General features: G+C 63.0%; 15 protein-coding genes. 9 read left to right on the top strand and 6 right to left on the bottom strand.

All coding sequences use genetic code 11. The features are described 5' to 3' along the window. Window positions 1-78 precede the first annotated feature (78 nt). Window positions 79-1,329 (top strand): tyrosine--tRNA ligase, encoded by a 1,251-nt coding sequence (tyrS, locus tag M9955_18815; protein ID MCO5083697.1) that lies wholly within the window; start codon window positions 79-81, stop codon window positions 1,327-1,329. Window positions 1,330-1,336: 7 nt separating this feature from the next. On the opposite strand, the gene M9955_18810 is transcribed toward tyrS, so the two are convergent. After that, a complete protein-coding gene (locus M9955_18810; GenBank protein MCO5083696.1) occupies window positions 1,337-4,186 on the bottom strand; it encodes a DUF3971 domain-containing protein in 2,850 nt (949 codons plus the stop codon). Here M9955_18810 and M9955_18805 point away from each other — a divergent pair. Further along, the gene (locus M9955_18805; GenBank protein ID MCO5083695.1) at window positions 4,169-5,362 is read left to right on the top strand and encodes a peroxiredoxin; all 1,194 of its coding nucleotides are present in this window, start codon (window positions 4,169-4,171) and stop codon (window positions 5,360-5,362) included. The genes M9955_18810 and M9955_18805 overlap by 18 nt on opposite strands. A 267-nt stretch (window positions 5,363-5,629) precedes the next feature. Beyond that, complete coding sequence (locus tag M9955_18800; GenBank protein MCO5083694.1) at window positions 5,630-6,904, top strand: M23 family metallopeptidase; 1,275 nt, start codon at window positions 5,630-5,632, stop codon at window positions 6,902-6,904. 37 nt (window positions 6,905-6,941) lie between these two features. On the opposite strand, the gene prfB is transcribed toward M9955_18800, so the two are convergent. The 3 genes from prfB to M9955_18785 all read right to left on the bottom strand — a co-directional run bounded on the left by prfB (window position 6,942) and on the right by M9955_18785 (window position 11,994). Continuing rightward, window positions 6,942-8,073 (bottom strand): peptide chain release factor 2 gene (gene prfB / locus M9955_18795; protein MCO5083693.1). Its coding sequence is split into 2 segments (ribosomal slippage): window positions 6,942-8,006 and window positions 8,008-8,073, totalling 1,131 coding nucleotides; the frame shifts between segments, so codons are not numbered across the junction. A gap of 140 nt (window positions 8,074-8,213) precedes the next feature. Continuing rightward, window positions 8,214-10,652: a penicillin-binding protein 1A gene (locus M9955_18790; protein ID MCO5083692.1), complete on the bottom strand. Its 2,439-nt coding sequence runs from the start codon at window positions 10,650-10,652 to the stop codon at window positions 8,214-8,216. A gap of 205 nt (window positions 10,653-10,857) precedes the next feature. Further along, window positions 10,858-11,994 (bottom strand): N-acetylmuramoyl-L-alanine amidase, encoded by a 1,137-nt coding sequence (locus M9955_18785; protein ID MCO5083691.1) that lies wholly within the window; start codon window positions 11,992-11,994, stop codon window positions 10,858-10,860. A gap of 734 nt (window positions 11,995-12,728) precedes the next feature. On the opposite strand from M9955_18785, the gene M9955_18780 reads away from it, so the two are divergent. The 4 genes from M9955_18780 to M9955_18765 all read left to right on the top strand — a co-directional run bounded on the left by M9955_18780 (window position 12,729) and on the right by M9955_18765 (window position 19,690). Beyond that, a complete protein-coding gene (locus M9955_18780) occupies window positions 12,729-15,716 on the top strand; it encodes an Rne/Rng family ribonuclease (protein ID MCO5083690.1) in 2,988 nt (995 codons plus the stop codon). 326 nt (window positions 15,717-16,042) lie between these two features. Then, window positions 16,043-17,077 carry a sugar ABC transporter substrate-binding protein gene (locus M9955_18775; protein MCO5083689.1) on the top strand — a complete coding sequence of 345 codons (1,035 nt, stop codon included), beginning with the start codon at window positions 16,043-16,045 and terminating at the stop codon, window positions 17,075-17,077. Window positions 17,078-17,170: 93 nt separating this feature from the next. Beyond that, window positions 17,171-18,637 (top strand): sugar ABC transporter ATP-binding protein, encoded by a 1,467-nt coding sequence (locus M9955_18770; GenBank protein MCO5083688.1) that lies wholly within the window; start codon window positions 17,171-17,173, stop codon window positions 18,635-18,637. A 36-nt stretch (window positions 18,638-18,673) separates the two neighbouring features. After that, entirely contained in the window at window positions 18,674-19,690 is a 1,017-nt protein-coding gene (locus M9955_18765; protein ID MCO5083687.1) for an ABC transporter permease, read from the top strand. 41 nt (window positions 19,691-19,731) lie between these two features. Here the strand turns inward: M9955_18765 and mtnK are convergent, their stop codons facing one another. Next, window positions 19,732-21,015, bottom strand: coding sequence for an S-methyl-5-thioribose kinase (gene mtnK / locus M9955_18760; protein ID MCO5083686.1), 1,284 nt, complete (start codon window positions 21,013-21,015; stop codon window positions 19,732-19,734). Window positions 21,016-21,164: 149 nt separating this feature from the next. On the opposite strand from mtnK, the gene M9955_18755 reads away from it, so the two are divergent. Continuing rightward, on the top strand, window positions 21,165-21,596 hold the full coding sequence (locus M9955_18755; GenBank protein ID MCO5083685.1) for a nuclear transport factor 2 family protein: 432 nt from the start codon (window positions 21,165-21,167) through the stop codon (window positions 21,594-21,596). Here M9955_18755 and M9955_18750 read toward each other — a convergent pair. Beyond that, entirely contained in the window at window positions 21,573-21,794 is a 222-nt protein-coding gene (locus M9955_18750; protein ID MCO5083684.1) for a hypothetical protein, read from the bottom strand. The two genes, M9955_18755 and M9955_18750, sit on opposite strands and share 24 nt — an antisense overlap. Here M9955_18750 and M9955_18745 point away from each other — a divergent pair. Next, complete coding sequence (locus tag M9955_18745) at window positions 21,766-25,074, top strand: transglutaminase family protein (GenBank protein MCO5083683.1); 3,309 nt, start codon at window positions 21,766-21,768, stop codon at window positions 25,072-25,074. The two genes, M9955_18750 and M9955_18745, sit on opposite strands and share 29 nt — an antisense overlap. Window position 25,075: the final 1 nt, after the last annotated feature.

Here is a 25,075-nt window from a genome sequence, read left to right as displayed (position 1 = left end):
GTGATTCCTTGGCTCCGGATGCTAAAGCGCCGCGTCCCGCAATGCCAACGTTGCGGGAATGTCAGCCAAGAGAGCGCCATGCCTGCCTTCAAGTCCGATTTCCTGCGCGTCATGTCCGAGCGCGGTTTCATCCACCAGATCTCGGATGAGGCCGGCCTCGACGAGCTTTTCTTGAGGGAACGCGTCACCGCCTATATCGGCTTCGATGCGACGGCGAAGAGCCTGCATGCCGGCTCGCTGATCCAGATCATGATGCTGCACTGGATGCAGCAGACCGGCCATCGCCCGATAGCGCTGATGGGCGGCGGCACGACGATGATCGGCGATCCGTCCTTCAAGGACGAGGCGCGCAAACTTCTCACCCCGGAGGACATCGACGACAATCTTGTCGGCATCCGCAAAAATTTCGCCAGCTATCTGCGCTTCGGCGACGGGCCCGGCGATGCGCTGATGGTCAACAACGCCGATTGGCTGATGACCATCAACTACGTCAACTTCCTGCGCGACGTCGGCCGGCATTTCTCCGTCAACCGCATGCTGTCGTTCGATTCGGTCAAGCTCAGGCTCGACCGCGAGCAGTCGTTATCGTTCCTCGAATTCAACTACATGATCCTGCAGGCCTACGATTTCGTGGAGTTGTCGAAGCGCTATAATTGCCGACTGCAGATGGGCGGCTCCGACCAATGGGGCAACATTGTCAGCGGCATCGACCTCGGCCACCGCATGGGCACGCCGCAACTGTTCGCGCTGACGACGCCGCTGCTCACCACCGCTTCCGGCGCCAAGATGGGCAAGACCGCGTCAGGCGCCGTCTGGCTGGATGCGGACATGCTCAGCCCGTACGATTTCTGGCAATATTGGCGCAATACGGAGGACGCCGACGTCGAGCGCTTCCTGAAACTCTACACGACGCTTCCGCTTGATGAAGTGGCACGGCTTGCGGCGCTGAAGAGTTCGGAGATCAATGAGGCGAAGAAGATCTTCGCCACCGAGATCACGGCGATGCTGCATGGGCGGGAAGCAGCCGATGCGGCCGCCGAAACCGCGCGCAAGACCTTCGAGGAAGGCGCGCTGGCCGACGATCTACCCTCGATAGAAGTATCCGGCGGAGAACTTGCGGCCGGCATCGGCTTGCTCACGCTTCTGGTGCGCGCGGGGCTTGCCGGCTCGAATGGCGAGGCGCGGCGGCATGTGCAGGGTGGCGCGGTGCGGGTCAACGACCAGCCTGTCAATGACGAGCGCGGCGTCGTCAATGACGGTCACCTCGTCGGCGGCGTGGTGAAACTGTCCGTTGGCAAGAAGAAGCACGTTCTGGTGCGGCCGGTCTGACCGCCCGTCACTGAAACTCGAAGATCGAGCGGAAGATACCCGGCGCGATCACCGAAAGCGGGTTGATCTGCAGTTGCGGCTTGGCGGCCTTGCCTTCCAGCTTGAAGGTGACGCCGATCAGGCCGCGGTCGCGTCCGTTTCCAAGGATGATGCCGATGATGGGAAGCTCGGCGAACAGGCGATTGAGGCCATAGGCGGGCATGAAGGTGCCGGTCATGTCGATGTTTCCCCGGGCGTCGTAGAGCGTGCCCTGGAAGGTCGCGCCGACCATGGGGCCGCGCAGCACCCCGCCATCGATGGTCAGGTAACCCGCGCCCTTCTCGATGCGTGCGAAGCCGCGCTGGAACTCGACCCGCGCCGTATCGATGTCGCGTCGCACGGCCTCGTTCAGGCTGCGGTCGCTGCCGGCAGGCTTGGTCGAGACGATCGAGCCAAGCCGCGGCTCGTTGACGATCTGGAAACCGGTTGCGTTGATCTGCCCACGCAAGGCGCCGCCGCTCGCGCCGCTCAGCGTCACGTCCACCTGACCGCCCTGCATCTTGTCGTAAATATCGAGGAAACGCACGAAAGCGCCGGCATCCGTCGCCCGTACGCGCATGGATTGCCGGTTTCCCTCGGCATCGCTGGAGACGTTGACGGAGCCTCGGCCGGCCGTGGTGGCGGTCATGGAATAGGTCGCGGCCCCCTTTGCCGAGCCGGCGTAGCTCAATTCCACCCCTGACAACGCCTCGTTGCCGAAGCCGACGAGGCGGGCGATCGACGCCTTGACAGAGACGGCGGTTCCCGTGTCCGACGAACCGCCCTCTCCGCTTTCGCCGTCGCCCAGGATCAGCTTGATCAGCGAGCGGGCGTCGAAGGACTCTCCGTTGACCGAGACGGAATAGCCCTTGCCGCGCCGCGTGATGTCTACACGGGCATTGTCGTTTCGGTTGAGTCTCACGCGATCGAAACGGGCTGAAGCCAGCCCGCCATCCGCAAGCTTCACATCTCCGGAGATGCCGAACGTGTCGCCGGAAAGCTGGAAGTTTGAAAGCGTCGAATTGGCGCCTGACCGCGCCATGTTGAAGGAAACCTTGGCGGGAATGCCGGCTCCCTTGCTCCAGCCGACCCAGGGTATGCTGAGCCGGGCCTTGCCGAGATCCGCGGTCACCTTCTGCCGCGCGCTGTCGGAGGCATCGATATTCAGCACCATGGTGCCGGCGACCATGTCGCTCAGCCCTGGCGCGAGCTGGTTGCGCCGCTTGTCGTCCACCGTCAGCTTGATGTCGCGCACGCGCGCGGGACCGCCCTCGCGAAGCGGCTCGACGATCTTCAGTTCGGCCGGGATCTCGTTCAACTGGCCGTCGAGATCGAGGACCGCCCTGCGGGGATCGACCTGTATGGTTCCCCTGGCGCGGCTGAGCTTCTGGTTGTCGAACGGTTTCGCGACCGCGAGGTCGCTGACGTTGAGCTTCACCTGCCATTCCAGACTGGAAAGGTCGGTCGACTTCTGGAGCGGCAGCTGCGTCTTGACGTGTCCCGACACGGTGCCGCTGAAATCGGAAAAATCCATGTTGAGGCGGCGCATGGCGTCGATAGGCTTCAACGAGGCGAGTTCCGCCACCGCTATGGCTTCGCCCTTCAGGTCGAGATCGAGGTCGCCGATGACGGGAGGACGATTGGCGTCACGGAAGGTCAGCACGCCGTTCGAGACGGCCACGGCCTTGCCGCTCGGCAGATAAGCCGTCCCCGAGGACAGGGATATGTCCACATCATTGCCGCGAAACTCGATGACGCCTTCCGCATCCCGGATCGGCGGTAATTCGCCGGTTGTATCGAAGCGGGAATCGCGCACCACGAAACGGCCGAAAATCTCGTTGCTCTTCAGCGGAATGCCGTCGCCGATGCGGCCCGGCGCCACGCGGTAGCGGATCTCGCTTTCGACGACGCGACCACCGAAAAAGTTCTCGATCACCCATTGACGCGCACGCCCCGCAGCCATCCACGGCCAGAATTGCTTGGCCTGCGCGACGGGCATGTCCTTGGCGGAAAGGGCAAGGGAAAGGCCGGGCGTCTTGCCGGAGACAAACTCCGCCGAGGCCACGCCCGCCATCTGCCCCTCGCCGGTGCGCACGGAAAGCTCGTCGGCGGTGAGCTGGCGCGTCGCCTCGTCGAAGCGACCCGCCATGCGGGCGGAGAATTCCGTTGGGGAATCCGGCGAATCGAGCGGCGCAAGAAGCGCGCGTTGAGTCACGAATTCGTAGCGGTATACCGGCTGCGCCCCGTTTGCAGCTTCCCGCGGCTGCGGGCCTATGGCGCCGGTGGCCTCGATCCGCGAGCGGCCCGTCGCGAAGGAGAGGCGGTCTATCTCGACCTTGTTCGAACCGATGAGAAGGGTGGCGTCGAGATCGGCGTCGCCCGGCACCACGCCGCGACGACCGAGATCGATGACCGAATTGTCGATGTCGGCAGCAAGCGTGAGTTTCGTGGGCGTCGAACCGTCGGTTTCCGCGCCGCGTATCTCGATTCTCGCGCCGCCCATCCTGCTCTTGCTGCCGTCCGTCGAGAGCATTCCGCTGGAATCGAGGACAAGTGGCTCGGAGGGCGCTATCGCCACGGTAAGATGGAGTTCCGTGATGCGCTGCGTCCCGCCCTCATGGGTCGCCCTGCCCCTCAAAGAAACTTCGCGACCGTCCAGCGTGCCATCGGCGGAAAGCGCCAGGCCATCCGCCCCGTTGTCGGAGAGCGACGCTTCCCCAATCAGCAGGCTGCGTATGCGGCCGGTATCGGCGAGCACGATTTCGGTGTTCTCGAGCGCGATGCGGCTGGTGCCGCCACGTTCAAGCAGATCGAGCGCGCCATGCAGCGCATCGAACAACGCTGCACCGGCAAGATCGGGATCAATCAGGCCATCCTCGTTGCGCAGGCTCAGCGTCCAGTCGCCCGTCCGTCCAAGCGCCAGAGCCGAAGCCCGGATGCGCGCGTCCGAAATCCTCGCCGTTCCAAGTTTCAGGCTCCCGCCAAGCAACGGCAGCAGGCGAACGCCGAATTGCAGAGTCCCCGCTTCCACTTGCGAGCGTCCGTCAGCGTCAAGCTTGAAGTCTTCGATGCGAAGCGCCAGAAACTGGGCTCCGTCCATCGTTATCCGCGCCGGACCGATCGAGGCGGCGGCATCCGGACCGACAGCGCGACGCAGGGCCGCCTCCGCCTCCAGCCGCAGGCGCTCCGTCCCGATACCGGAGGCGCCAATCGCATAGACGCCCAGAACTACAAACAGAAACAATCCGAGGATGACCGCGACCGACTTCGCGGCCGTTCGCAAGGCCCGCGAGACAAGAGGCGCGTGCGCGGGACGCCTGCTCAATCCGGCCGCGCGGGGCACCTCCCGACCAACAGCCGACGGCAACGCGTTGAGGTCGCAGATTTCATCGCGCCTGAACCGGATCTTCTCGTGTCTTTGGATCTCCAGCTTCACGCACCTTCCCGCCGCGTTGCAGCCCGTAGACGAATCCTTCTCTTCCCTTATAACCGCAACCCGCGCGTATCTCTCAACCACGGCAGCGATATGACTGATTTGCAAGTTGGCGCAAAGGCGCCGGATTTCAACTTCACGACAATTCAGGGTGCTGAAAACGGCTCCTTGTTGTTCAAGAACGCCCCTTTCGTGATCTATTTCTATCCCCGCGCCGGGACGCCGGCCTGCACCAGCGAAGTCGTGGATTTTTCCCGACGCCAGGCAGACTTCGAGAAACTCGGCGTGGAGGTAATCGGCATCTCCCCCGACGGCCCCGCGAAGCTTACAAAATTCGCCGAGAAACAGGGCATCGCGGCAAACCTCGTGTCCGATCCCGAACTGGACATCATCAAACGGTGGGGTGTCTGGGTGGAGAAGAGCATGTATGGCCGCAGTTTCATGGGTGTCGAGCGCGCGACCTTCCTCGTGAACGCAAAAGGCAGGATAGCGAAAGCATGGCGCAAGGTCAGGGTTGCCGGGCACGCAGACGCCGTGCTGGAGGCAGCGACCGCCCTGACCGCATCCCCCGAGAGGGCATGAGCAACGCAACCCGGAACTGAATGCAGGGTGCGGCGTTTGAACTACGATCAACAGCTATCGGAGGTTCAGCATGCTTCGTTCGATCGTTCTCTGGATGCTTGGCATTCCGATCCCGATCATCATCCTGCTCTGGCTTTTCCTGGACTGAGCTTTCACCTCCATGCGCACTTGACAAACCGCTACACCGAAGTCCCGGCAGCGGTTTGTTAACCTTAATAATATCTAATGCGACGCGTTAACTGCCTTTCGGAAGAGGCGTGTCTCGTAATGCAAGCCGGACAGCCCGCGACATTCGGGCGGCGCAAGGAGCCGCACACCGTCATCATTGCGCGCGGTGATGAAATTCGACATTTCACGATCAAACCATGGGTGGCGGCCGTTGCGGGCTCCGCGTTCGCGGCAATCGCCATCGGCTATCTCCTTGCCACGTCCTATCTCGTCCTGCGCGACGATCTGATCGGAGCAACCGTCGCGCGGCAGGCCCGGATTCAGCAGGCTTATGAGGATCGCATATCCGCACTCCGCGCGCAGGTCGATCGTATCACGAGCCGACAGTTGCTCGATCAGCAACTTGTCGAAAGCAAGGTGTCGGAGCTTCTGGAGCGCCAGTCACAGCTGACACAGCGGCACGGCAAGCTGGGTCCGCTGTTGGACCGCGCCGGTGATCTCGACCCGGGAACGGATGCCGTCCCTGTCCCGCAGCCCAAGCCGGAGATCAAGGCGGAACTGTCCGGCCGCAACCCGCTGCTGGCGCATACGACGAGTTCCGCGCCGGTAGCGGCCCTGTCACTATGGCCTCTCCGCGAAGCTCCTGCCGAAGGCGATTCCGCCGCGGACCAGGCCGACAAGCTGTTCATCGCGATCAACAAGTCTCTGCGCTCCATCGAAAGCGAGCAGCTCAACCGGGTCAGCAGGCTGGCCGAGAATGCCTATCGCACAGCCGACGAGATTTCCGATGCGCTCGAGGATGCGGGTCTCTCCGTCGACAACGAAGACGCACGCTCGGCGGTCGGCGGACCCTTCGTTCCCTACGATCCAGCCTCAGCCTTCGACACGAAGGTCAAGGAACTGGACGAGGCGCTATCCAAGCTGGAAACGGTAAAGGCAGCCGCGCTGAAACTGCCGATCGCCAATCCGGCGCCCGGGCGCGCTGTCACGAGCACTTTTGGCGTGCGGCGCGACCCGCTTCTCGGAACGCTCGCCATGCATTCGGGGATGGATTTCCGTTCGAGCATCGGAGCACCCGTTCGGGCCACCGGCAAGGGAATCGTCATCCATGCCGGCTGGAACGGAGGCTACGGCCGCATGGTCGAGGTCGACCATGGTGGCGGCTGGACAACGCGCTTCGCCCATATGAGCAGCATTTCCGTGGGCGTCGGCCAGAGAGTGGATGCCGGCGATCTCCTCGGCAATTCAGGCAATAGCGGCCGCTCAACCGGCCCTCACCTGCACTACGAAGTGCGCAAGAACGGCGAAGCGGTGAACCCGCTGCCTTTCGTGAAAGCGGGAAAAAAGATCGCGAAGTATCTGGCGCGATCTTAGAGCCTTTCGCGGCTTGCTGGAATCCGGCCGCAGCCGATCAGTCGATGTCAGCGACCGCCTCTGTTCCGCCGCCCTTGATGCGATGGGCGAGCGAGGCCTCCATGAATTCGTCCAGGTCGCCGTCCAGCACGTCAGACGGGCTGGTGCTTTCAAAGCCGGTGCGCAGATCCTTCACCAGTTGATAAGGCTGTAAAACATAGGATCGGATCTGGTGGCCCCAGCCGATATCCGTCTTGGTGGCCTCCGTCGCGTTGGCCGCAGCCTCACGCTTCTTCAGCTCCTCCTCGTAAAGCCTCGACCTCAGCATCTCCCACGCCTTGGCGCGATTCTGGTGCTGCGACCGGCCTGCCTGGCAGGCAACCGCGATGCCGGTCGGGATGTGCGTGATGCGCACGGCCGAGTCGGTGGTGTTGACATGCTGGCCACCAGCGCCCGACGAACGATAGGTGTCTATGCGGACGTCCGATTCCGGAATTTCGATCTCGATGGTGTCGTCGATCACCGGATAGACCCAGATGCTCGAAAACGAGGTGTGGCGGCGGGCGTTGCTGTCGTAGGGCGAAATGCGCACGAGCCGGTGCACGCCGGACTCGGTCTTCAGCCAGCCGAAAGCGTTGTGTCCCTTGACGAGAATGGTGGCGGACTTGATGCCGGCCTCTTCGCCGTCATGGACTTCCAGAACCTCGACCTTGAAACCGCGGCGCTCCGCCCAGCGCGTATACATGCGCAGCAGCATGTTCGCCCAGTCCTGGCTCTCGGTCCCGCCGGCGCCAGCGTGGACTTCGAGATAGGTGTCGTTGGCGTCGGCCTCGCCAGAGAGCATTGTCTCGACCTGACGAGCCTTGATCTCGCCCGACAGTGAACGGATGGCCGCCTCGGCTTCCGAAACGATGCCTTCATCGCCTTCGGCCTCGCCGAGTTCGATGAGTTCGATATTGTCGTTGAGCGACCGCGACAACCCTTTGATAAATTTGGTGTTGTCTTCAAGTGTCTGCCGCTCGCGCATAAGCTTCTGCGCTTCCTGCGGATCGTTCCACAACGCGGGGTCTTCCGCGCGCATGTTGAGATAGTCCAGTCGCTTCAGCGCCTGGTCCCAGTCAAAGATGCCTCCTCAGCAGGGCGATGGCCTGCTTGATTTCGTCGACCAGATTCTCGGTTTCGGTGCGCATTTCCTAACGATGTCCTGAATTTACGGCGCGTCGGACGACGCGGGCCTTCGATCGGCGCGGAACATAGGGAGCCGGCATCGGGCTGTAAAGCAAAATGGACCGGCATTGCCGGCCCATTCACGGTTTACGCGGGCTTTCGCCTAGTAGAGGCCGCCCGGCGATTCCGTGACCGCCTTGCGAGCTTCCGAGGAGATTTCGCCGGTGGTGGTGCCCTCGCCTTCCATGCCGATCACCCAGTAGCTGTCGGCCGGACCTGTGCCGGGCTTGAAGGCCTCGACGATCGTGCCGCCCTCGCCTTCGCCGGCGCGCATGCCGGTCTTACGGTTGATCGAGATCAGCTTCATGCCTTCCGGCACCTTGAAGTCCACGACCGGCGTATCCTTGAGCGCATCGGCCATGAACTCCTTGAAGATCGGAGCCGCCAGACCGCCGCCGGTGGCGCCCTTGCCAAGGTTCTGCGGCTTGTCGTAGCCCATGTAGAGACCGACCACGAGGTTCGGCGTGTAGCCCACGAACCACGCGTCCTTCTCGTCGTTGGTCGTGCCGGTCTTGCCGGCGATCGGGCGGCCGAGTTCGGAGATGGTCACCGCCGTGCCGCGCTGCACCACGCCTTCCATCATCGACGTGATCTGGTACGCGGTCATCGGATCGAGCACCTGCTCGGAATTGTCGATCAGTTCAGGCTCCGCCTGTCCCGTCCATTCGGTCGCGACGCAGCCTTCGCAGCCGCGCTCGTCATGCTTGAACACGGTCTTGCCATAGCGATCCTGGATACGGTCGATCATGGACGGTTTGATCTGCCGGCCGCCATTGGCCATGATCGAATAGGCCGACACCATGCGCATCACGGTCGTCTCGCCGGAACCCAGCGCCATCGGCAGATAAGGCGCAAGATGATCGTAGACGCCGAAGCGCTCCGCATATTCGGCGACGATCTTCATGCCCATGTCGTTGGCGAGACGCACCGTCATCAGGTTGCGCGAACGCTCGATGCCGTTGCGCAGCGTCGACGGACCGGCGGCCTTCCCGTCATAGTTCTTCGGCGTCCAGCTCTGTCCGCCCGAGGTGATGGTGATCGGGCCGTCCATGATGACCGAAGCCGGCGTATAGCCATTGTCCAGCGCGGCGGCGTAGACGATCGGCTTGAACGACGAACCCGGCTGCCGCATCGCCTGCGTGGCGCGGTTGAATTCCGATTCGGCATAGGAGAAGCCGCCGACCATGGCGAGCACGCGGCCCGTATGCGGGTCCATCGCCACCATGCCGCCCGACACTTCCGGCGGCTGCCGCAATTCGTAGGCGTTGTCGGAGCCTTCCTTTTTCTCCACGAAAACGACGTCGCCGGGCTTCAGCACATCGGCAGGCGACTTCGCCTTGACGCGCTTGCCGTCGACGACGTGACGCATGGCCCAGCCCATGTCCTCGGCGGAGATGGTGCCGGTCTCGCGCTTCTCCTCCAGCGCGCCGGAGGCGAGCCGCGCCGGCTGGAGTCCGATCGAAAGGCTCGAATCGGAGCCGTCCAGCACCACTGCCAGACGCCATTCCGGGATATCGGAGAGGCCCTTCACCTCGCCGACAGCCTCGCCCCAGTCGCCGGAAATATCTACGTGCTGCTTGGGCCCGCGGTAGCCGCGCAGGCGGTCGAACTTGACCAGGCCGGCATGCAGCGCCTTGCGGGCCATGAGCTGCATCTTTGGATCGAGCGTAGTGCGGACGGACAGGCCGCCCTCGTAGAGAGCATCCTCGCCGTAGCGGGAAATGATCTCGCGGCGCACCTCCTCGGTGAAATACTCCCCGGCAAAGAGATAGGTGCCGTTGCGGCGGGGCGAGACGCCGAGCGGGCTGGCCTTGGCCTTGTCGCCCTCTTCCTTGGTCACGTACCCGTTCTCGACCATCTGGTCGATGACCCAGTTGCGGCGCTCGATGGCGCGCTCCTCATAGCGGAACGGATGGTAGTTCGACGGCCCCTTCGGCAAGGCCGCGAGATAGGCGGCCTCAGCCACGGTCAGTTCGTTGACCGACTTGTCGAAATAGGTCAGCGCCGCGCCGGCGATGCCGTAGGCGCCGAGGCCGAAGAAGATCTCGTTGAGATAGAGTTCGAGGATACGGTCCTTGGAATAGGCCTGCTCGATGCGGAAGGAGAGCACCGCCTCCTTGATCTTGCGCTCCAGCGACCGTTCGTTGGTGAGCAGGAAGTTCTTCGCCACCTGCTGCGTAATGGTCGAGCCGCCCTGCATCGGCCCGCCCTTCGCATAGACGAGCGCGGCGCGGACGATACCCTCGAAATCGACGCCGGGATGCTTGTAGAAATTCTTGTCCTCAGCCGACAGGAAGGCTGCCTTGACGCGATCCGGGATTGCCTGGATCGGCAGATAAAGGCGGCGCTGGCGCGCGAATTCGCCCATCAGTTCGCCATCGGCGGCATGAATGCGGGTGGTGACCGGCGGCTCGTAATTGGCCAGCACCTCGTAGTCGGGAAGGTCCTTGGTCAGATGGCCGACATAGGCCGCGACGCCGGCGGCCGCCAACAGCGCCAGCGCGACGCCGATGCCGAAGAAATAGCCGATCAGCCTGATCATGCCCGCTCCAGTCCGTATTCCGCAATCCCGCCCGGCCGCTTGCCGGAGCGGAGAGCTTCCCGCGCCTCAGATTGCGACTTCAATATGTCCATCCATCGTCCGCCCATGTGTGCAAAATGCGGCAACGGGCACTTTGCCCGTCCAAAAGGCGAACATTTGCGAAGGTGTGCCCGCAAGGCAACGGTCATGCCGCCGCGCAGAGCCTTCATCCGCCAGCACCGGCGCGGGCCCCGGCGAAATCCGCGACCGCCTTGGCGATGCTTTCCGCCGCCTTCCTGCGCCAACCCGCATCCTGCATGAGCTGCTCATCCTTGGGGTTCGAAAGATAACCCAATTCGACCAGCACCGAAGGTACGTCGGGCGCCTTTAGCACCTTGAATCCGGCAAAGCGATGCGGATTGTTGATGACGCCGATGGAATTCGAAAGCTCGCCGACCAAAGTGCGTGCGAACCGGATTGAGAAGCTGTGCGTTTCGCGGCGGATGAGATCGACCAGTATGTCGGCAACCTCCGTGTCGGCGTCCTGGATGTCGATGCCGGCAACCTGATCCGCGAGGTTTTCGCGAATGGCCAGCGCTTCGGCCTCGGGGTCGGACGCCTTGTCCGAGACGGTGTAGACGGTGGCGCCGCGCAGCCCCTTTACGCTGATCGTGTCGGCATGGATCGAGACCAGCAGATCGGCGCCTCGTTCGCGCGCGATCCGGACGCGGTCGTCGAGGCGCAGGAACTCGTCGCCGTCGCGCGTCATAGAAACCTGATATTTGCCGGTCGCCGCCAGCAAGTCACGCAGTTCGCGTGCAAAAGCCAGCGTGACCTCCTTCTCCACGGCGCCGCTCGTGCCTTTCGCGCCGCCGTCGATCCCGCCGTGACCGGGATCTATGACCACGACGAATGGCTTGTGCACATCCTTGACCCGGTCGGTCTTCGGCGTCGCCTGGCTGGACGCCGTGGTCAGGGCCTGGTCGGCGAGCGCCTGCTCGAAGGCGGTCTCCGAGGTGGACGAGAGATCGATGGCGAGGCGATAGCCGGGCGCATCCTCGTTTTTCAGGATATCGACCTTGTCTATAGCAAAAGGTCCTTTCGCCGCCACCAGCAGGCGCGAAGACGTTTCGTCCACATGGCCCAGTCGCACATTCGCCAGCAGTCCGCGCGATTTGAGGTCGGTCGGGTCGAGCCGGAATTCGGTACGCGGCAGATCGACGACCAGCCGGTGCGGCGCACGCAGCATGAACCAGCGCGGCTCGGGCTCGCTGTCGAATTCCATGACGATGCGCACATGGTTCGCGTCGCCGGCCACGCGAAACGCCGTCGCCGTCAGCGTGTCCGCCCCGGCAGGCCCCATCGCGGCGAGCAGCCACGTCGCAAACAGGACAAACGCCAGAAGCAGCCTGCTGGCGGGAAGACCGTCCGTGCACTTCCCTTTCGACAAGATCATTCCCACATAAAAGCCGAACTGCGCCGTTCCGCCGGCAGACCCCTTGGCCTTGCGAAATGCGCCGGCCGCCAAGCGATTAACGATTGGTAGCTTCGTAAGGTTAACCAAGCCTTTTCGCGGGCGCCTTCCGTAAAGGAAGCCAGCTCGACCGAGCCAGCCGATTTTGGGTTGCCATGAATGCCGGCAAATCATAAAAGCGACACTGGATCACTGCAATGCTCTCGCACGTGTCCGCCTACACTCAGGATTGTGGTGAAGGTGAGGAAGCGGCGGTTCCCGTCACGGATGCGGCAGGCGCGGCGCGTAGACCCGAAAGATTTCTTCAAGGCGTTCCGGTGACGCGGAACCTTGATGTTAAGGAAAACGGCCGGAACGTATGTTTCGCGCCGGCTCTTCGTGAGCACGAGCTGGTCCGGCCACGCCGGGCCTTAGTTGAAATTGTCCGCAAGGATACGCGATGACTCTCAGCGCACATCCCAGCATGGCAGCCCGGCCCGACGCCAATCGGCGCGACGCCGGCAGCATGCTTGTGGCGCGGGGTGAACTGCGACCGGCGGACGCAATTTGGTCCGGCGCTTTACCAGCGGGTTTCCCAAGATTCTCCCGGAGAGAACTCGCGGACGCCGGGGAGACAATGAATAATGCCCAACAAAATGCTTATCGACGCCTCCCACCCGGAGGAAACGCGCGTCGTCGTCGTACGCGGTAACCGTATCGAAGAATTCGATTTCGAATCCCAGGACAAGAAGCAGCTCAGAGGAAACATCTACCTGGCCCGCGTGACGCGGGTGGAGCCATCGCTTCAGGCAGCTTTCGTGGAATATGGCGGGAACCGTCACGGTTTTCTCGCCTTCAGCGAGATTCATCCCGATTACTACCAGATCCCCGTCGCCGACCGTCAGGCACTCCTGAAGGCGGAAGCAGCGCAGGCCCGCGCCGAAGATGATGACGACGAGGACGAGGAAGACGGAAACGGCGATCGCAATGATCGCCGCGGGCGGCGGAAGCGCCGGGCCCGGGGCAGGAACGGACAGTCGGCCCGCGGCGCCGAGGATCAGCACCAGGCCGAATCCGAGGGCGAAAGCGGCGGCTCCCTGGTCGAGCTGGACGAGGTCGAGATCGTCGAAACCCTCGGCGAATCGACCGGCTCCTACGGGACCGAGGAGGAAAACGGCGCGGCTGCGGAAGCCGTCGACGTTTCCGACGACGCCGGCGCATCGACCGAATCCGACACCGCAGACGATGACGAGGACCCCGCCGGAAGCGGTCGCCCTCTGGCTGCATCGATCGAAGGCGACCTGATTTCGGAACCGGTCGCGGAAGCGACCTCGGACGATAGCCAAGATCGGGGCACAGTCGAGGAAATCCGCAATTCTTCGGCCGAGGAAGGCGAAATCGAATCGGTCGGCGCCGAGGATGCGCTCGAGGAAGTGCGCGCGCGCCGCAAGCCGCTCCGCCGCCAGTACAAGATCCAGGAAGTCATCAAGCGCCGGCAAATCCTGCTGGTTCAGGTCGTAAAGGAGGAACGCGGCAACAAGGGCGCCGCGATGACCACCTACCTGTCGCTTGCCGGCCGGTATTCCGTGCTGATGCCGAACACCGCGCGCGGCGGCGGCATCTCGCGCAAGATCACCAATGCGCAGGATCGCAAGCGCCTTAAGGACGTTGTGAAGGATCTCGAAGTGCCAGAAGGCATGGGCGTGATCCTGCGCACGGCCGGCGAGAACCGCACCAAGGCCGAAATCAAGCGCGACTACGAATATCTGATGCGGCTGTGGGAGAATGTCCGCAATCTGACGCTGCAATCCACCGCCCCTGCCCTCGTCTACGAGGAAGGCTCGCTGATCAAGCGCTCCGTGCGCGACCTCTACAACAAGGACATCAGCGAAATCCTGGTTGCCGGCGACGAAGGCTATCGCGAGGCAAAGGACTTCATGCGCATGCTGATGCCCAGCCACGCAAAAGTGGTTCAGCCCTATCGCGACACCACGCCGATCTTCGCCCGCAACGGCATCGAAGCACAGCTCGACAAGATGCTCCAGCCTCAGGTGACGCTGAAGAGCGGCGGCTACATCATCATCAACCAGACCGAAGCGCTGGTTTCGATCGATGTGAACTCGGGGCGCTCGACCAAGGAGCACTCGATCGAGGACACCGCGCTCCAGACCAATCTGGAAGCGGCGGAGGAAGTGGCGCGCCAGCTCAGGCTGCGCGACCTCGCCGGCCTGATCGTCATCGACTTCATCGACATGGAGGAGAACCGGAACAACCGGGCGGTCGAGAAGCGGCTGAAGGATCATCTGAAAAACGACCGGGCACGAATCCAGGTCGGCCGGATATCGCATTTCGGCCTGATGGAGATGAGCCGCCAGCGCATCCGCGCATCGGTGCTCGAATCGACCATGAAGCCCTGCCCGCATTGCGGCGGAACCGGTCATGTGCGTTCGGACTCCTCCGTCGCGCTGATGGTGGTGCGCGCCATCGAAGAATCGCTGCTCAAGGATTCGCATCATCATCTGATCGTCCGCACGCCGACGGCGACCGCGCTCTATGTGCTCAATCACAAGCGCAGCACGCTGGCGGAACTGGAGCGTCGTTTCGCCTTGACGGTCACCATCGAGGTCGATGAAACGCTCGGCTCCCAGCATTATGCGATCCTGCGTGGCGCAATCGCGGAGAAGCCTGCCGATTTCGTCGAACCGGCCAGCCTGCCCGCGCCGGCCTACGAAGAGCCCGATCTCATCGAGGACGAGATCGTCGAGGAAGACGATTCGGAACTCGAGAACGACGGCAAGCCGGCGCAGCGCAACGAGCGGAGCGACGGCCAGCATGCCCATGACGGCGAGCATAATCGCGACCGCAAGAAGCGGCGCCGCCGGCGTCGTCGCGGCGGTCGTGACCGTGACGACGAACATCGCTCGCCTGCCGAACAGGCAGCGTCAGACGACGCCGATGCTGTTGCCGGCGTAGACGATACGGATGGCGAAGACGGCTCCGACGATGAGGCGTGGGGGAACGATGTCGTCGTTACAGCCGAGCAATCCGCGACCTCGGAAAGCGAGCGCAAGAAGCGGCGGCGCGGCAAGCGCGGCGGCAAGCGCAACCGCCGTGAAGACGGTGCGGAAGGAGCGGACGACAACGGAGCCGACGCGGAATCCGCCGATGGCAGAGATCTGGCTGCGGCGCCAGCCGAAGCCATCTCCGATTTCGACGCCCAGGAGGCGGTAGAGGCGGGTTCGGAGCCTTCGACTTCCGAAGTCGATCTGCCTGTGGAGACCGTCGAACCCGTGGAGGCGATTGCGGAACCTGTCGTTGAAAAGCCGAAACGGAAGCCTCGCGCGCGCAAGTCGGATGCGGCGGATGGCGTGGCGACAGAGAAGCCCGCCCGAAAGCCGCGCGCAAGCCGCAAGAAGACGGAGGCGACCGAAGCCGTGGCTGAGACCCCGGCAGCCGCGGAGACCTTCAACGATGCCAGCGTGCCGGCCGAAGAAGAATCCGTCGCGGCAGAACAGGTTGTCGTGGAGACGCCACCGGCAGAGGCTGTTTCTTCGCCGGCCGCCACGGAGCCGGAAGCGGAAGCCAAGCCCAAAAAGGGCGGCTGGTGGCAGCGCGGCAAGAGCTTCTTCTAGGCTGCGAAACACCAATCAACACTCACGAAAAAGCGACCCGCGCGTGCAATCGCGCGGGTCGCTGCTTTTTTGGGCAGAGTGTTTTCCTCAAAGGAACCAAGCAGTTCCGTATGAAAATCGCAGACCGGAGGTGGCATTCGCCGGCGCTTTGCAAGGTGGATGTTTTTTTGTCTGACAAATGCTTCCGATCGTGTTGACGTTCAACCGTTTTAACGCCTATCGTTCGGGTGCTTGGGGAGCCGGCAGGGTGAACGGGAGGACGCCCTTTCTCGAGTCGGACCTCAGGAAGGAAACTTTTCCGGTGCGAGTCGCCGGCCATTGGGAGGATGAATATGCTCGATGATCTGATCGAAGAGTCTAGGACGCGTCGCGATATTTTCAAAGCAATCGGCACGACCGCGCTGGCCGGTGCGCTGCTTGGCTCCGCCGGATTCAGCCCGGCCATGGCCCAGGAGCTGAAACCTTCGGGCAAGCCGATGAAGGCAGCCTTCAGCAATGCCGGCCTGCAGGCGACTTGGTGCGCCCAGGGCAAGCAGACGGCCGAGGCCTGGGGCAAGCTGATGAACGTGGAGATCACCTGGTTCGACGGTGAACTCGCTGCACCAAAACAACGCGCCGCCATCGACAACATGGCCACCCAGAAGTGGGACTTTGTCGCCATCCAGACCTTCGGCATCGGAACGCTGAACGACCCGGTGAAGAAGATGATCGACGCAGGCACGCCCGTGATCGCCATGGACACGATGATGGCGCCGGAAGGCCAGCTCGCGCTGCATACCTTCATCGCCCCGGACAACGTTTTCATGGGTTCGGTGGTGACGAATGAACTGATGAAGAAGATTGGCGGCAAGGGCAACGTCGTGATGACTCAGGGTGCGCTGGGCCACACCGGTGCCCAGGGTCGTGCCAAGGGTTTCAAGGAAGTCGTCGCCAACTTCCCCGACGTGAAGGTCGTCGACGAGCAGCCTGCCGACTGGGACGTCACCAAGGTGGCGCGTATCTGGGAATCGCTGCTGACGAAGTATCCCGATATCGCCGGTGCGTTCTTCCACAATGACGACATGGCGCTCGCCGCGCACAACGTCATGAAGGCGAAGGGCCGCGAGGGCATCTTCATCGGCGGCGTCGACGCCATGCCGCCTGCCGTGAACGCCGTTCTCGACGGCACGATGGTGGCCACTGTTCGCAACCCGTCCTGCCGCATCCATGGCTGGGCGGTCGCAGCGGGCGTTGCCGCAGTCCAAGGCGGCGAGAAAACCGGCGCCGGCGGCATCCCCAACTACATCTGGGCCGATGGTCCGGTCATCACGCAGGAAACAGCTCCCGGCCATCTCTGGCTGCAGAAGAATTTCCTGATTTGATCGGCCGCACACTTGGCTGACGCAAATACCATAACGGCCGGAGGGCATAACAACCCTCCGGCCAATTCGATCGCAGATACGCCCGTCCTTCAGATGATCGGCGTGACAAAGACATTCGGCGGCGTGCAGGCGTTGCGCGAAGTCGATTTCGACCTGATTCCGGGGGAAATCCACGGACTGGTTGGCGAGAATGGCGCCGGCAAGTCGACGATGATGAAGATCATCGCGGGCGTTTATCACGGCTTCGAAGGCGAGATGCGCGTCGACGGCAAGCCGGTTCACCTGCGCTCGCCGGCGGATGCGCTGGCCGCCGGCATCGGCATGGTCCACCAGGAGCTTTCCATAATTCCCGACCTGACGGTCGCCGAAAATGTGTTCCTCGGCGTGCAGCCGATGATGGCCGGCGGCGTGATCGATTGGCGCCGTATGAAGCGCGAGGCCAAGGCGCAACTGGCGAGCCTCGGCCTCGATATCGACCCGAACACACGCATGGGCAGCCTGCCGGTCGGCCTTCAGCAGCTGATCGAACTTTCCCGGGTGCTCTTTTCAGGCGCACGGATCATCATCCTTGACGAGCCGACCTCCGCCCTGTCGCCACCCGAAGTGAAAAGGCTGTTCGACGCACTGCGCAGACTGCGCAATCAGGGCCGGACCATCGTCTTCATCTCGCACTTCCTCGACGACGTGCTGGAAATTTCCGACCGTATCACCGTGTTCCGGAACGGGCGCAAGGTAATTACCGAAAACACCTCCGCGCTGACCAAGGACAGCGTCATCTCGCATATGATCGGCCGCGGCACGGCTGAAATGCATATGGGGGAATTCACCGAGCTCACCGGCGACGATTCGCGCCACGTCGTGCTGGAAGCGCGCGACCTCAGCGACGGCATCATGATGAAGGATATTTCGCTGAAGCTGCGCGCTGGCGAAATCACCGGCGTCTACGGCTTCATGGGATGCGGCCAGGTGGAGCTTTCGCGCGCGCTGTTCGGCAAGGGCAGCCTCACCGGCGGGTCCATCCTTCTGGACGGAAAGCCCGTACGCTTGCGCTCCACCGCGGCGGCGCGCCGCGCCGGCATCGCCTACGTGCCGGAGAATCGCGGCATGATGCTGTTCCGCACAGAGCCCGTATTCAAGAATGCGTCGATCGCCATTCTAGGGCGCATTCATCGCGTACTGCTGAAACCGAAGCGGGAACGCGAGATCACGGAGATCCACATAAAGGACCTGCAGATCCGCCCGCCGAAGACGGATATCGCGCTTGGCAACCTTTCGGGCGGCAACCAGCAGAAGGTGGCGCTGGCAAAATGGCTCACGCATCTTCCGAAGGTGCTGATCCTGTCGGAACCGACGCGCGGCATGGATGTCGGCGCCAAGGAGGACGTGATCCGGATCGTCAAGTCGCTGCGCGACAAGGGCGTCGCGATCCTGGTCCTCTCGACGGAGCCTGAAACCATCCTGACACTGGCGGACCGGGTGACGGTGCTGAAGCGCGGGACGGTGGCGAAGGAATTCACCAGCGGGCGGCTGGAAAAGGCGGATCTGCTCGATGCAGCGTGATCCGGCAGCACAACATCCGGGTATCGGGGAGATGCAATGAGCACGGTGACCGAAGCCGCACGGCCCTTCGATGTGAAGCGGTTCATGGCGGAGCAGATGCGCAACATCGCGCCTGTCTTCACGCTGATCGTGCTTATCATCTTCTTCTCCGCGCAGGCGCCCAGCTTTCGCACGGTCGACAACATGATGAACATCCTCAGCCAGGCGTCGATCACCGGCATCATCGCCGTCGGCCTGACATTCGTCATTCTGACGGCGGAGATCGATCTGTCGGTCGCGGCCATCGCCAACGCTATCGGCATCCTGGTGGCATATTTCACGATTCAGCCCGAATATGTGAACATCGCCAACCTGCCGGTGCAAGGCTGGATCGCCATCATCCTGACTTTGGCGGCCTGCTTCACATTGGGGCTTGTCACCGCATTCGGGGTCGTCGGCATCGGCATCCCGTCATTCATCATGACGCTTGCGATGATGCAGATCGCCAACGGCATCTCGGCCATGCTGGTCCGCGGCCAGATCGCCTACAACTATCCCGAGATCATCACGACGCTCGGCTCCGGCACGATCTTCGGCATCAAGTGGACGATCGTGATCTGCCTCATCTTCCTGCTGGTCGGCCATCTCGTGCTGACCTACACGCGGTTCGGGCGCTACGTCTACATGGTGGGCGGCAACCGCGAGGCGGCGGAATATTCCGGCGTCAACGTCAAGATGATCATCGCGGCCGTGATGATCATTGCGGCCATGTGCTCCGGCATCGCGGGCATGCTCGGCGTCGCCTATTTCGGCTCGGCCCAGCAGAACCAGTTCGACACGTTCCTGCTCGACGCCATCGCGGCGGTGGTGGTGGGCGGCACCAGCCTGTTCGGCGGACGCGGCGGCATCGGCAACACGATCATCGGCCTGCTGGTGCTCGGCGTGCTCAACAACGGGCTCGATCATATCCAGATCGACAGCTTCCTGAAGATCCTCATCCGCGGCCTGATCCTGCTGGCGGCGCTGGTGATCAACGTCTACGCGCAGAAGCTCAGGGAGAGCGCGAGGGAATAAACTGCCGCCAGACCTCCCCTCGAGGGAGGTCGCGCGCAGCGTTATGACGCATCGCTGGCGATGATCCGGGCCATCTCGTTCACCTCGTCCATCGAGTGGATTCGCCTGCGGTTGACGGCAAGCTGACGCCCGAAGATCAAGGCCGGGCGTTCGCAGCCGGCGCGCAGTTCAAGGTCCTCGATGGTCTCGAAATCGGCGTTATGAGCGAGGCCGAGGATGCGCCGGTGGCACTCGACACCGGCGAAGCCAAGCAGATCGGGCCAGATTTCGGCGAGCACCGTGTTGAGGGCCTGCTCCGATCCAAGCGGGTCGCCGCGATCCTCGAAGATGCTGCTGGCGTAGAGGATGCCCTTGCGCTCTGTGCGCCACAGATGCGCGAATTCGGCGCGGAAGACCGACCAAATCTCGTCCGCGACCCCGAGAAGCCATTCGCGCATCTCGGCACGATCGCCATTCTTCTCGTGTCCCTTCTGCGAAAAGAAACTCATCCAGAAATTGGCAAGCAGCATGCCGACGTCGAAGGCGATCGGACCGTAGAAGGCGAACTCCGGGTCGATCACACGCGTATCGGTCTCGATCACCATCACCGAGCCGGTATGCAGGTCGCCGTGCAACAGCGTCTCGGCCTTGGCCGCGAACAGATGCTTCAGCCGCTGCGCCTCGACCTTGAGATCGCGGTCGGCCCGCAGTTCCGCCACGATCGGGTCGAGTTGCGGGCTGGTATGCCGGTTCAGCGTGGCCTCGAAATAAGGATCGGTGAAGACGAGATTTTCGGTGATGTCGCAGAGCTCGACATTGTCGCAAAACAGAGCGACATCCTGCTTGCGCTCGCGTGTCGGCATGGAGAGGTCCGAGCCTCGGAACAGGGTTCGAGCGCAGAAAAGGCCGAGGTCGCGGCCGATCTTCGGCAGAATCGCCCCCTCGATCAGCCTGCGGCGCAGGATGACATGCGGCGACAGATACTCCATCACGATCAGCGCCTGCGCCTCGTCGAAATGGTAGATTGCGGGCACGGTGCCGGCTCCCGCGCGACGCTCCTGCCGCGTCAGTGCGTGATACTCGAAGAATGAGCGCTTGAGCGGCAGGGGCCAGCTTTCGCCCACCAGCCGCACATAGGGCAGCGCCTGCTTGGCGACGACGGCGCCCTTCGGTCCTTCCACGATGAAGACGAGGTTCAGATTGCCGTCGCCGACCTCGCGAATCTTCCATCTCGCGCTGTCCGGCCCGACTTTTTCGGCGACTTCCGGAATGCTCTCCAGGCGCTTGCCCAACGTCGCCAGATCCAACGCCGCAAAACCGCCAGTACCCTGCCCTGCGCTGCTCACGTCCAATCGCCCTCCCGCGAACATTCTGTCTTCTCGGCGGTGGAGTGTTAGTGCATTGCTCCGCAAAGCGCCACGCAAAAGGGCAGCATCTCGATTTGAATTTCGGCCTGCGCACCATAGGTGCCATGGCCGCATCTGGAGAGCGGACAATGGAAGCCGGCGTGAGACAGTTTTTCGAACGATACGCGAGCGTTTTCAAGCGATCGCTCGACGGCGACGCGGACATGGACGAAGTCGCAACGCTGTATGCTTCCGAGTTCGTTGCAGCCTCGCCCGCCGGGGTTAAGACCGGCAAGAACGACGATCAGCTCAAGCAGATCATGGCGCAAGGTTATGCGCGCTATCGGGCGATGGGAATGAAGGAAATGCGGATACGCAATGTCCGCATCTCACCAGTAGACGAACTGCATTGCGTGGCCCATGTCGCCTGGACGGCGACCTACGCTCGCAAGGGCCAGCCGGACGCGGCGATAGATTTCGATGTTCACTATCTCGTCCAGAAGCTGAATGGGGAACCAAAGGTCTTCGGGTGGGTGTCAGGCGATGAAGAGGCGCTTCTAAGACAGCACGGCATCATCTGAGAGCCCGTTCTGTGCGTCCAGTGAAAGCTCGTCCATCGCGATCGGTCGGATGATCAGTTCCGACAATCGCGGGAGGAAAATGCTGGCGGTCGTCCGCTTTCTATGGTGCAGTGCAACGCGGGGGCCAAGCTCCTCGAAAGCGCGGATATCAGGAGCCACCCGGTAGAGCATGTCGATCAAAGCCGCGATCAGCCACATCACGCACTACCGTTATGACCGGCCGGTCGTGCTCGGCCCCCAGATCATCCGTCTTCGCCCGGCCCCGCATAGCCGCACGGCGGTGTTGTCGCACTCACTGACGGTGACGCCGACAAATCATTTCGTGAACCATCAGCAGGACCCCTACGGCAACTGGCTGGCGCGTTTCGTTTTCCCTGAACCGGTCAACGAGTTGAAGATCGAGGTCGGACTCGTCGCCGATATGACGGTCTACAATCCGTTCGATTTCTTCGTCGAGGAAGCGGCCGAGTACTGGCCGTTCGAGTATCCTGAGGACATTGCGTCGGACCTTGCCATCTATCGTCAATGCGACCCTGCCGGGCCGCTGCTCAAGGGATTTCTTGATACGGTTCCCCGCGAGCGTGTCCGCACCGTCGATTTCGTCGTGAACCTGAATGCGCGCATTGCCGGCCATGTGAGCTACGTCATACGCATGGAGCCCGGCGTGCAGACACCGGAGGAGACGCTGGAACGCGTGGCAGGTTCATGCCGCGACTCGAGCTGGCTCCTCGTACAGGCGCTTCGGCATTTCGGCTTCGCCGCGCGGTTTGTCTCCGGCTATCTGATCCAGTTGAAGCCTGACCTGATCGCGCTGGACGGCCCCAAGGGTACGGACCACGATTTCACAGACTTGCACGCATGGGCGGAGGTCTACATACCCGGCGCCGGCTGGATCGGCCTCGATCCCACATCGGGCCTGCTGACCGGCGAAAGCCACATTCCGCTGGCTGCGACACCGCATTATCGCAACGCCGCGCCGATCTCGGGCATGGCAAGCTTCGCCAATGTCGATTTCGCTTTCGACATGAAGGTGGATCGGGTGGCGGAGCACCCGCGCATCACCAAGCCGTTCTCAGAAGAATCCTGGGCGGCTCTCGATGCGTTGGGCCATGAGGTCGATACATCGCTGAAAGAGAAGGACGTCCGGCTCACCATGGGCGGCGAGCCGACTTTCGTGTCGATCGACGATTTCGAATCGCCCGAATGGAACACGGATGCTGTAGGCCCCACCAAACGCGCTCTGGCCGACACGCTGATCCGGCGCCTGCGCGCGAGGTTCGCACCGGGCGGCTTTCTCCACCATGGGCAGGGCAAGTGGTATCCGGGCGAGACGCTGCCGCGCTGGACCTTTTCGCTCTATTGGCGCCGCGACGGCAAGCCGGTCTGGCAAAATCCCGATCTTGTGGCGCAGGAAAGCAGCGACGCGAAACCCGATGCCGGACAGGCGAAACAGCTTCTGCAGGCAATAGCTCAGAAGCTTGCCGTCGACGCGGACTTCGTCGTACCGGCCTATGAGGACCCGGCGGAATGGATGCTGCGTGAGGGCAACCTTCCGGCAAACGTGACGCCCGAAGACTCCAAGCTCAAGGACCCCGAGGAGCGCAACCGCTTCGCACGAGTGTTCGAGCGCGGCCTCGATAAGCCGTCGGGCTACGTTCTGCCGATCCAGCGCTGGCAGGCGCGCGCCGAGGGATCGCGCTGGCACTCCGAAGCCTGGAAACTTCGGCGCGGAAAGCTCTTCCTCGCTCCGGGTGACAGTCCGGTCGGCTTTCGCCTGCCATTGGGGGCCCTGCCCTACGTGCCCGCATCCAGCTATCCCTACATCCACCCGCAGGACCCGACGGAAGAGCGCGGTCCGCTGCCCGAGCCGGGCCAGCGGCCACAGCTTGCGGCCTTCTTCGCGGTGGCAGAACCCGGCGAGGTGCAGACGGAGCAGATCATCACCGAAGCGGGCAGCGCGGTGCGCACCGCGCTTGCCGTCGAACCGCGCGACGGACGGCTCTGCGTGTTCATGCCGCCGGTCGAACGCGTCGAGGACTATCTCGAACTCATCGCGGCCGCGGAAACGGCAGCGGCGTCGCTCGGCATTCCGGTTCATATCGAAGGATATACGCCACCGCACGATCCCCGGCTCAACGTCATCCGCGTCGCGCCCGATCCGGGGGTGATCGAGGTCAACATCCATCCAGCCTCGTCATGGGACGAATGCGTCGCCACGACCGAGGCGATCTACGAAGAGGCGCGGCGGAGCCGCCTCGGCGCCGACAAGTTCATGATCGACGGCCGCCACACCGGCACGGGGGGCGGCAATCACGTCGTGGTCGGCGGCCAGACGCCGAACGACAGCCCGTTCCTGCGCCGTCCAGATCTCCTGCGCAGTCTCATCCTGCACTGGCAGCGGCATCCGAGCCTCTCCTACCTGTTCTCGGGTCTCTTCATCGGCCCCACCAGCCAGGCCCCTCGTATCGACGAGGCGCGTCACGACACGCTTTATGAACTGGAGACGGCGCTGGCGCAGATCCCGCCGCCGGACGACGGTGGCGCGCTCCTGCCCTGGCTGGTCGACCGCCTGCTGCGCAACATGCTGACAGACGTGACCGGCAACACGCATCGCGCCGAAATCTGCATCGACAAGCTGTTCTCGCCGGATGGGCCGACCGGGCGGCTCGGGCTGGTGGAGTTCCGCGGTTTCGAAATGCCGCCGGACCCGCGCATGAGTCTTGCGCAGCAGGTGTTGATCCGCGCTCTGATCGCGCGCATGTGGAAGGCGCCGATCACCGGCGATCTCGTCCGCTGGGGCACGACGCTGCACGACCGCTTCATGCTGCCGCATTTCCTCTGGCAGGATTTCCTCGACGTGCTTGCCGATCTTCGCCAGTACGGGTTCGACCTGCGTTCCGAATGGTTCGAGGCGCAGGCGGAGTTCCGTTTCCCCTTCTGCGGCGAGATCGCCTACGAAGACGTGCATCTGGAGCTCAGGCAGGCGCTGGAGCCGTGGCACGTTCTCGGCGAAACAGGCGCCATTGGCGGCACGGTGCGCTATACGGACAGTTCCGTCGAGCGGCTCCAGGTGAAGCTGTCAGCCTCGACGCCTGATCGCTATATCGTGACCTGCAACACGCGCCGCGTGCCGTTGCAGCCCACCGGAGACAACGGCGTGTCGGTCGCCGGCGTGCGTTTCAAGGCATGGCAGCCGGCCATGGCGCTGCATCCGGTTCTGCCGATCGACGCGCCGCTCACCTTCGATATCTTCGACACATGGAGCGGCCGCGCAGTCGGCGGCTGCGTCTATCACGTCGCGCATCCGGGCGGGCGCAACTACGAGACCTTTCCGGTCAACAGCAATGAGGCCGAGGCCCGTCGTCTTGCACGTTTCCAGCCGTCGGGCCATACGCCTGCGCCCTATGAGGCGATGCCGGAGATCGCGAGCCGCGAGTTCCCGATGACGCTCGACCTCAGACGGCCAATCGGAGTCTGAC

The organism is Rhizobiaceae bacterium (genome assembly GCA_023953845.1).
GTDB lineage: Bacteria > Pseudomonadota > Alphaproteobacteria > Rhizobiales > Rhizobiaceae > Arvimicrobium.
This window is presented reverse-complemented; position numbering and strand designations above follow the sequence as displayed.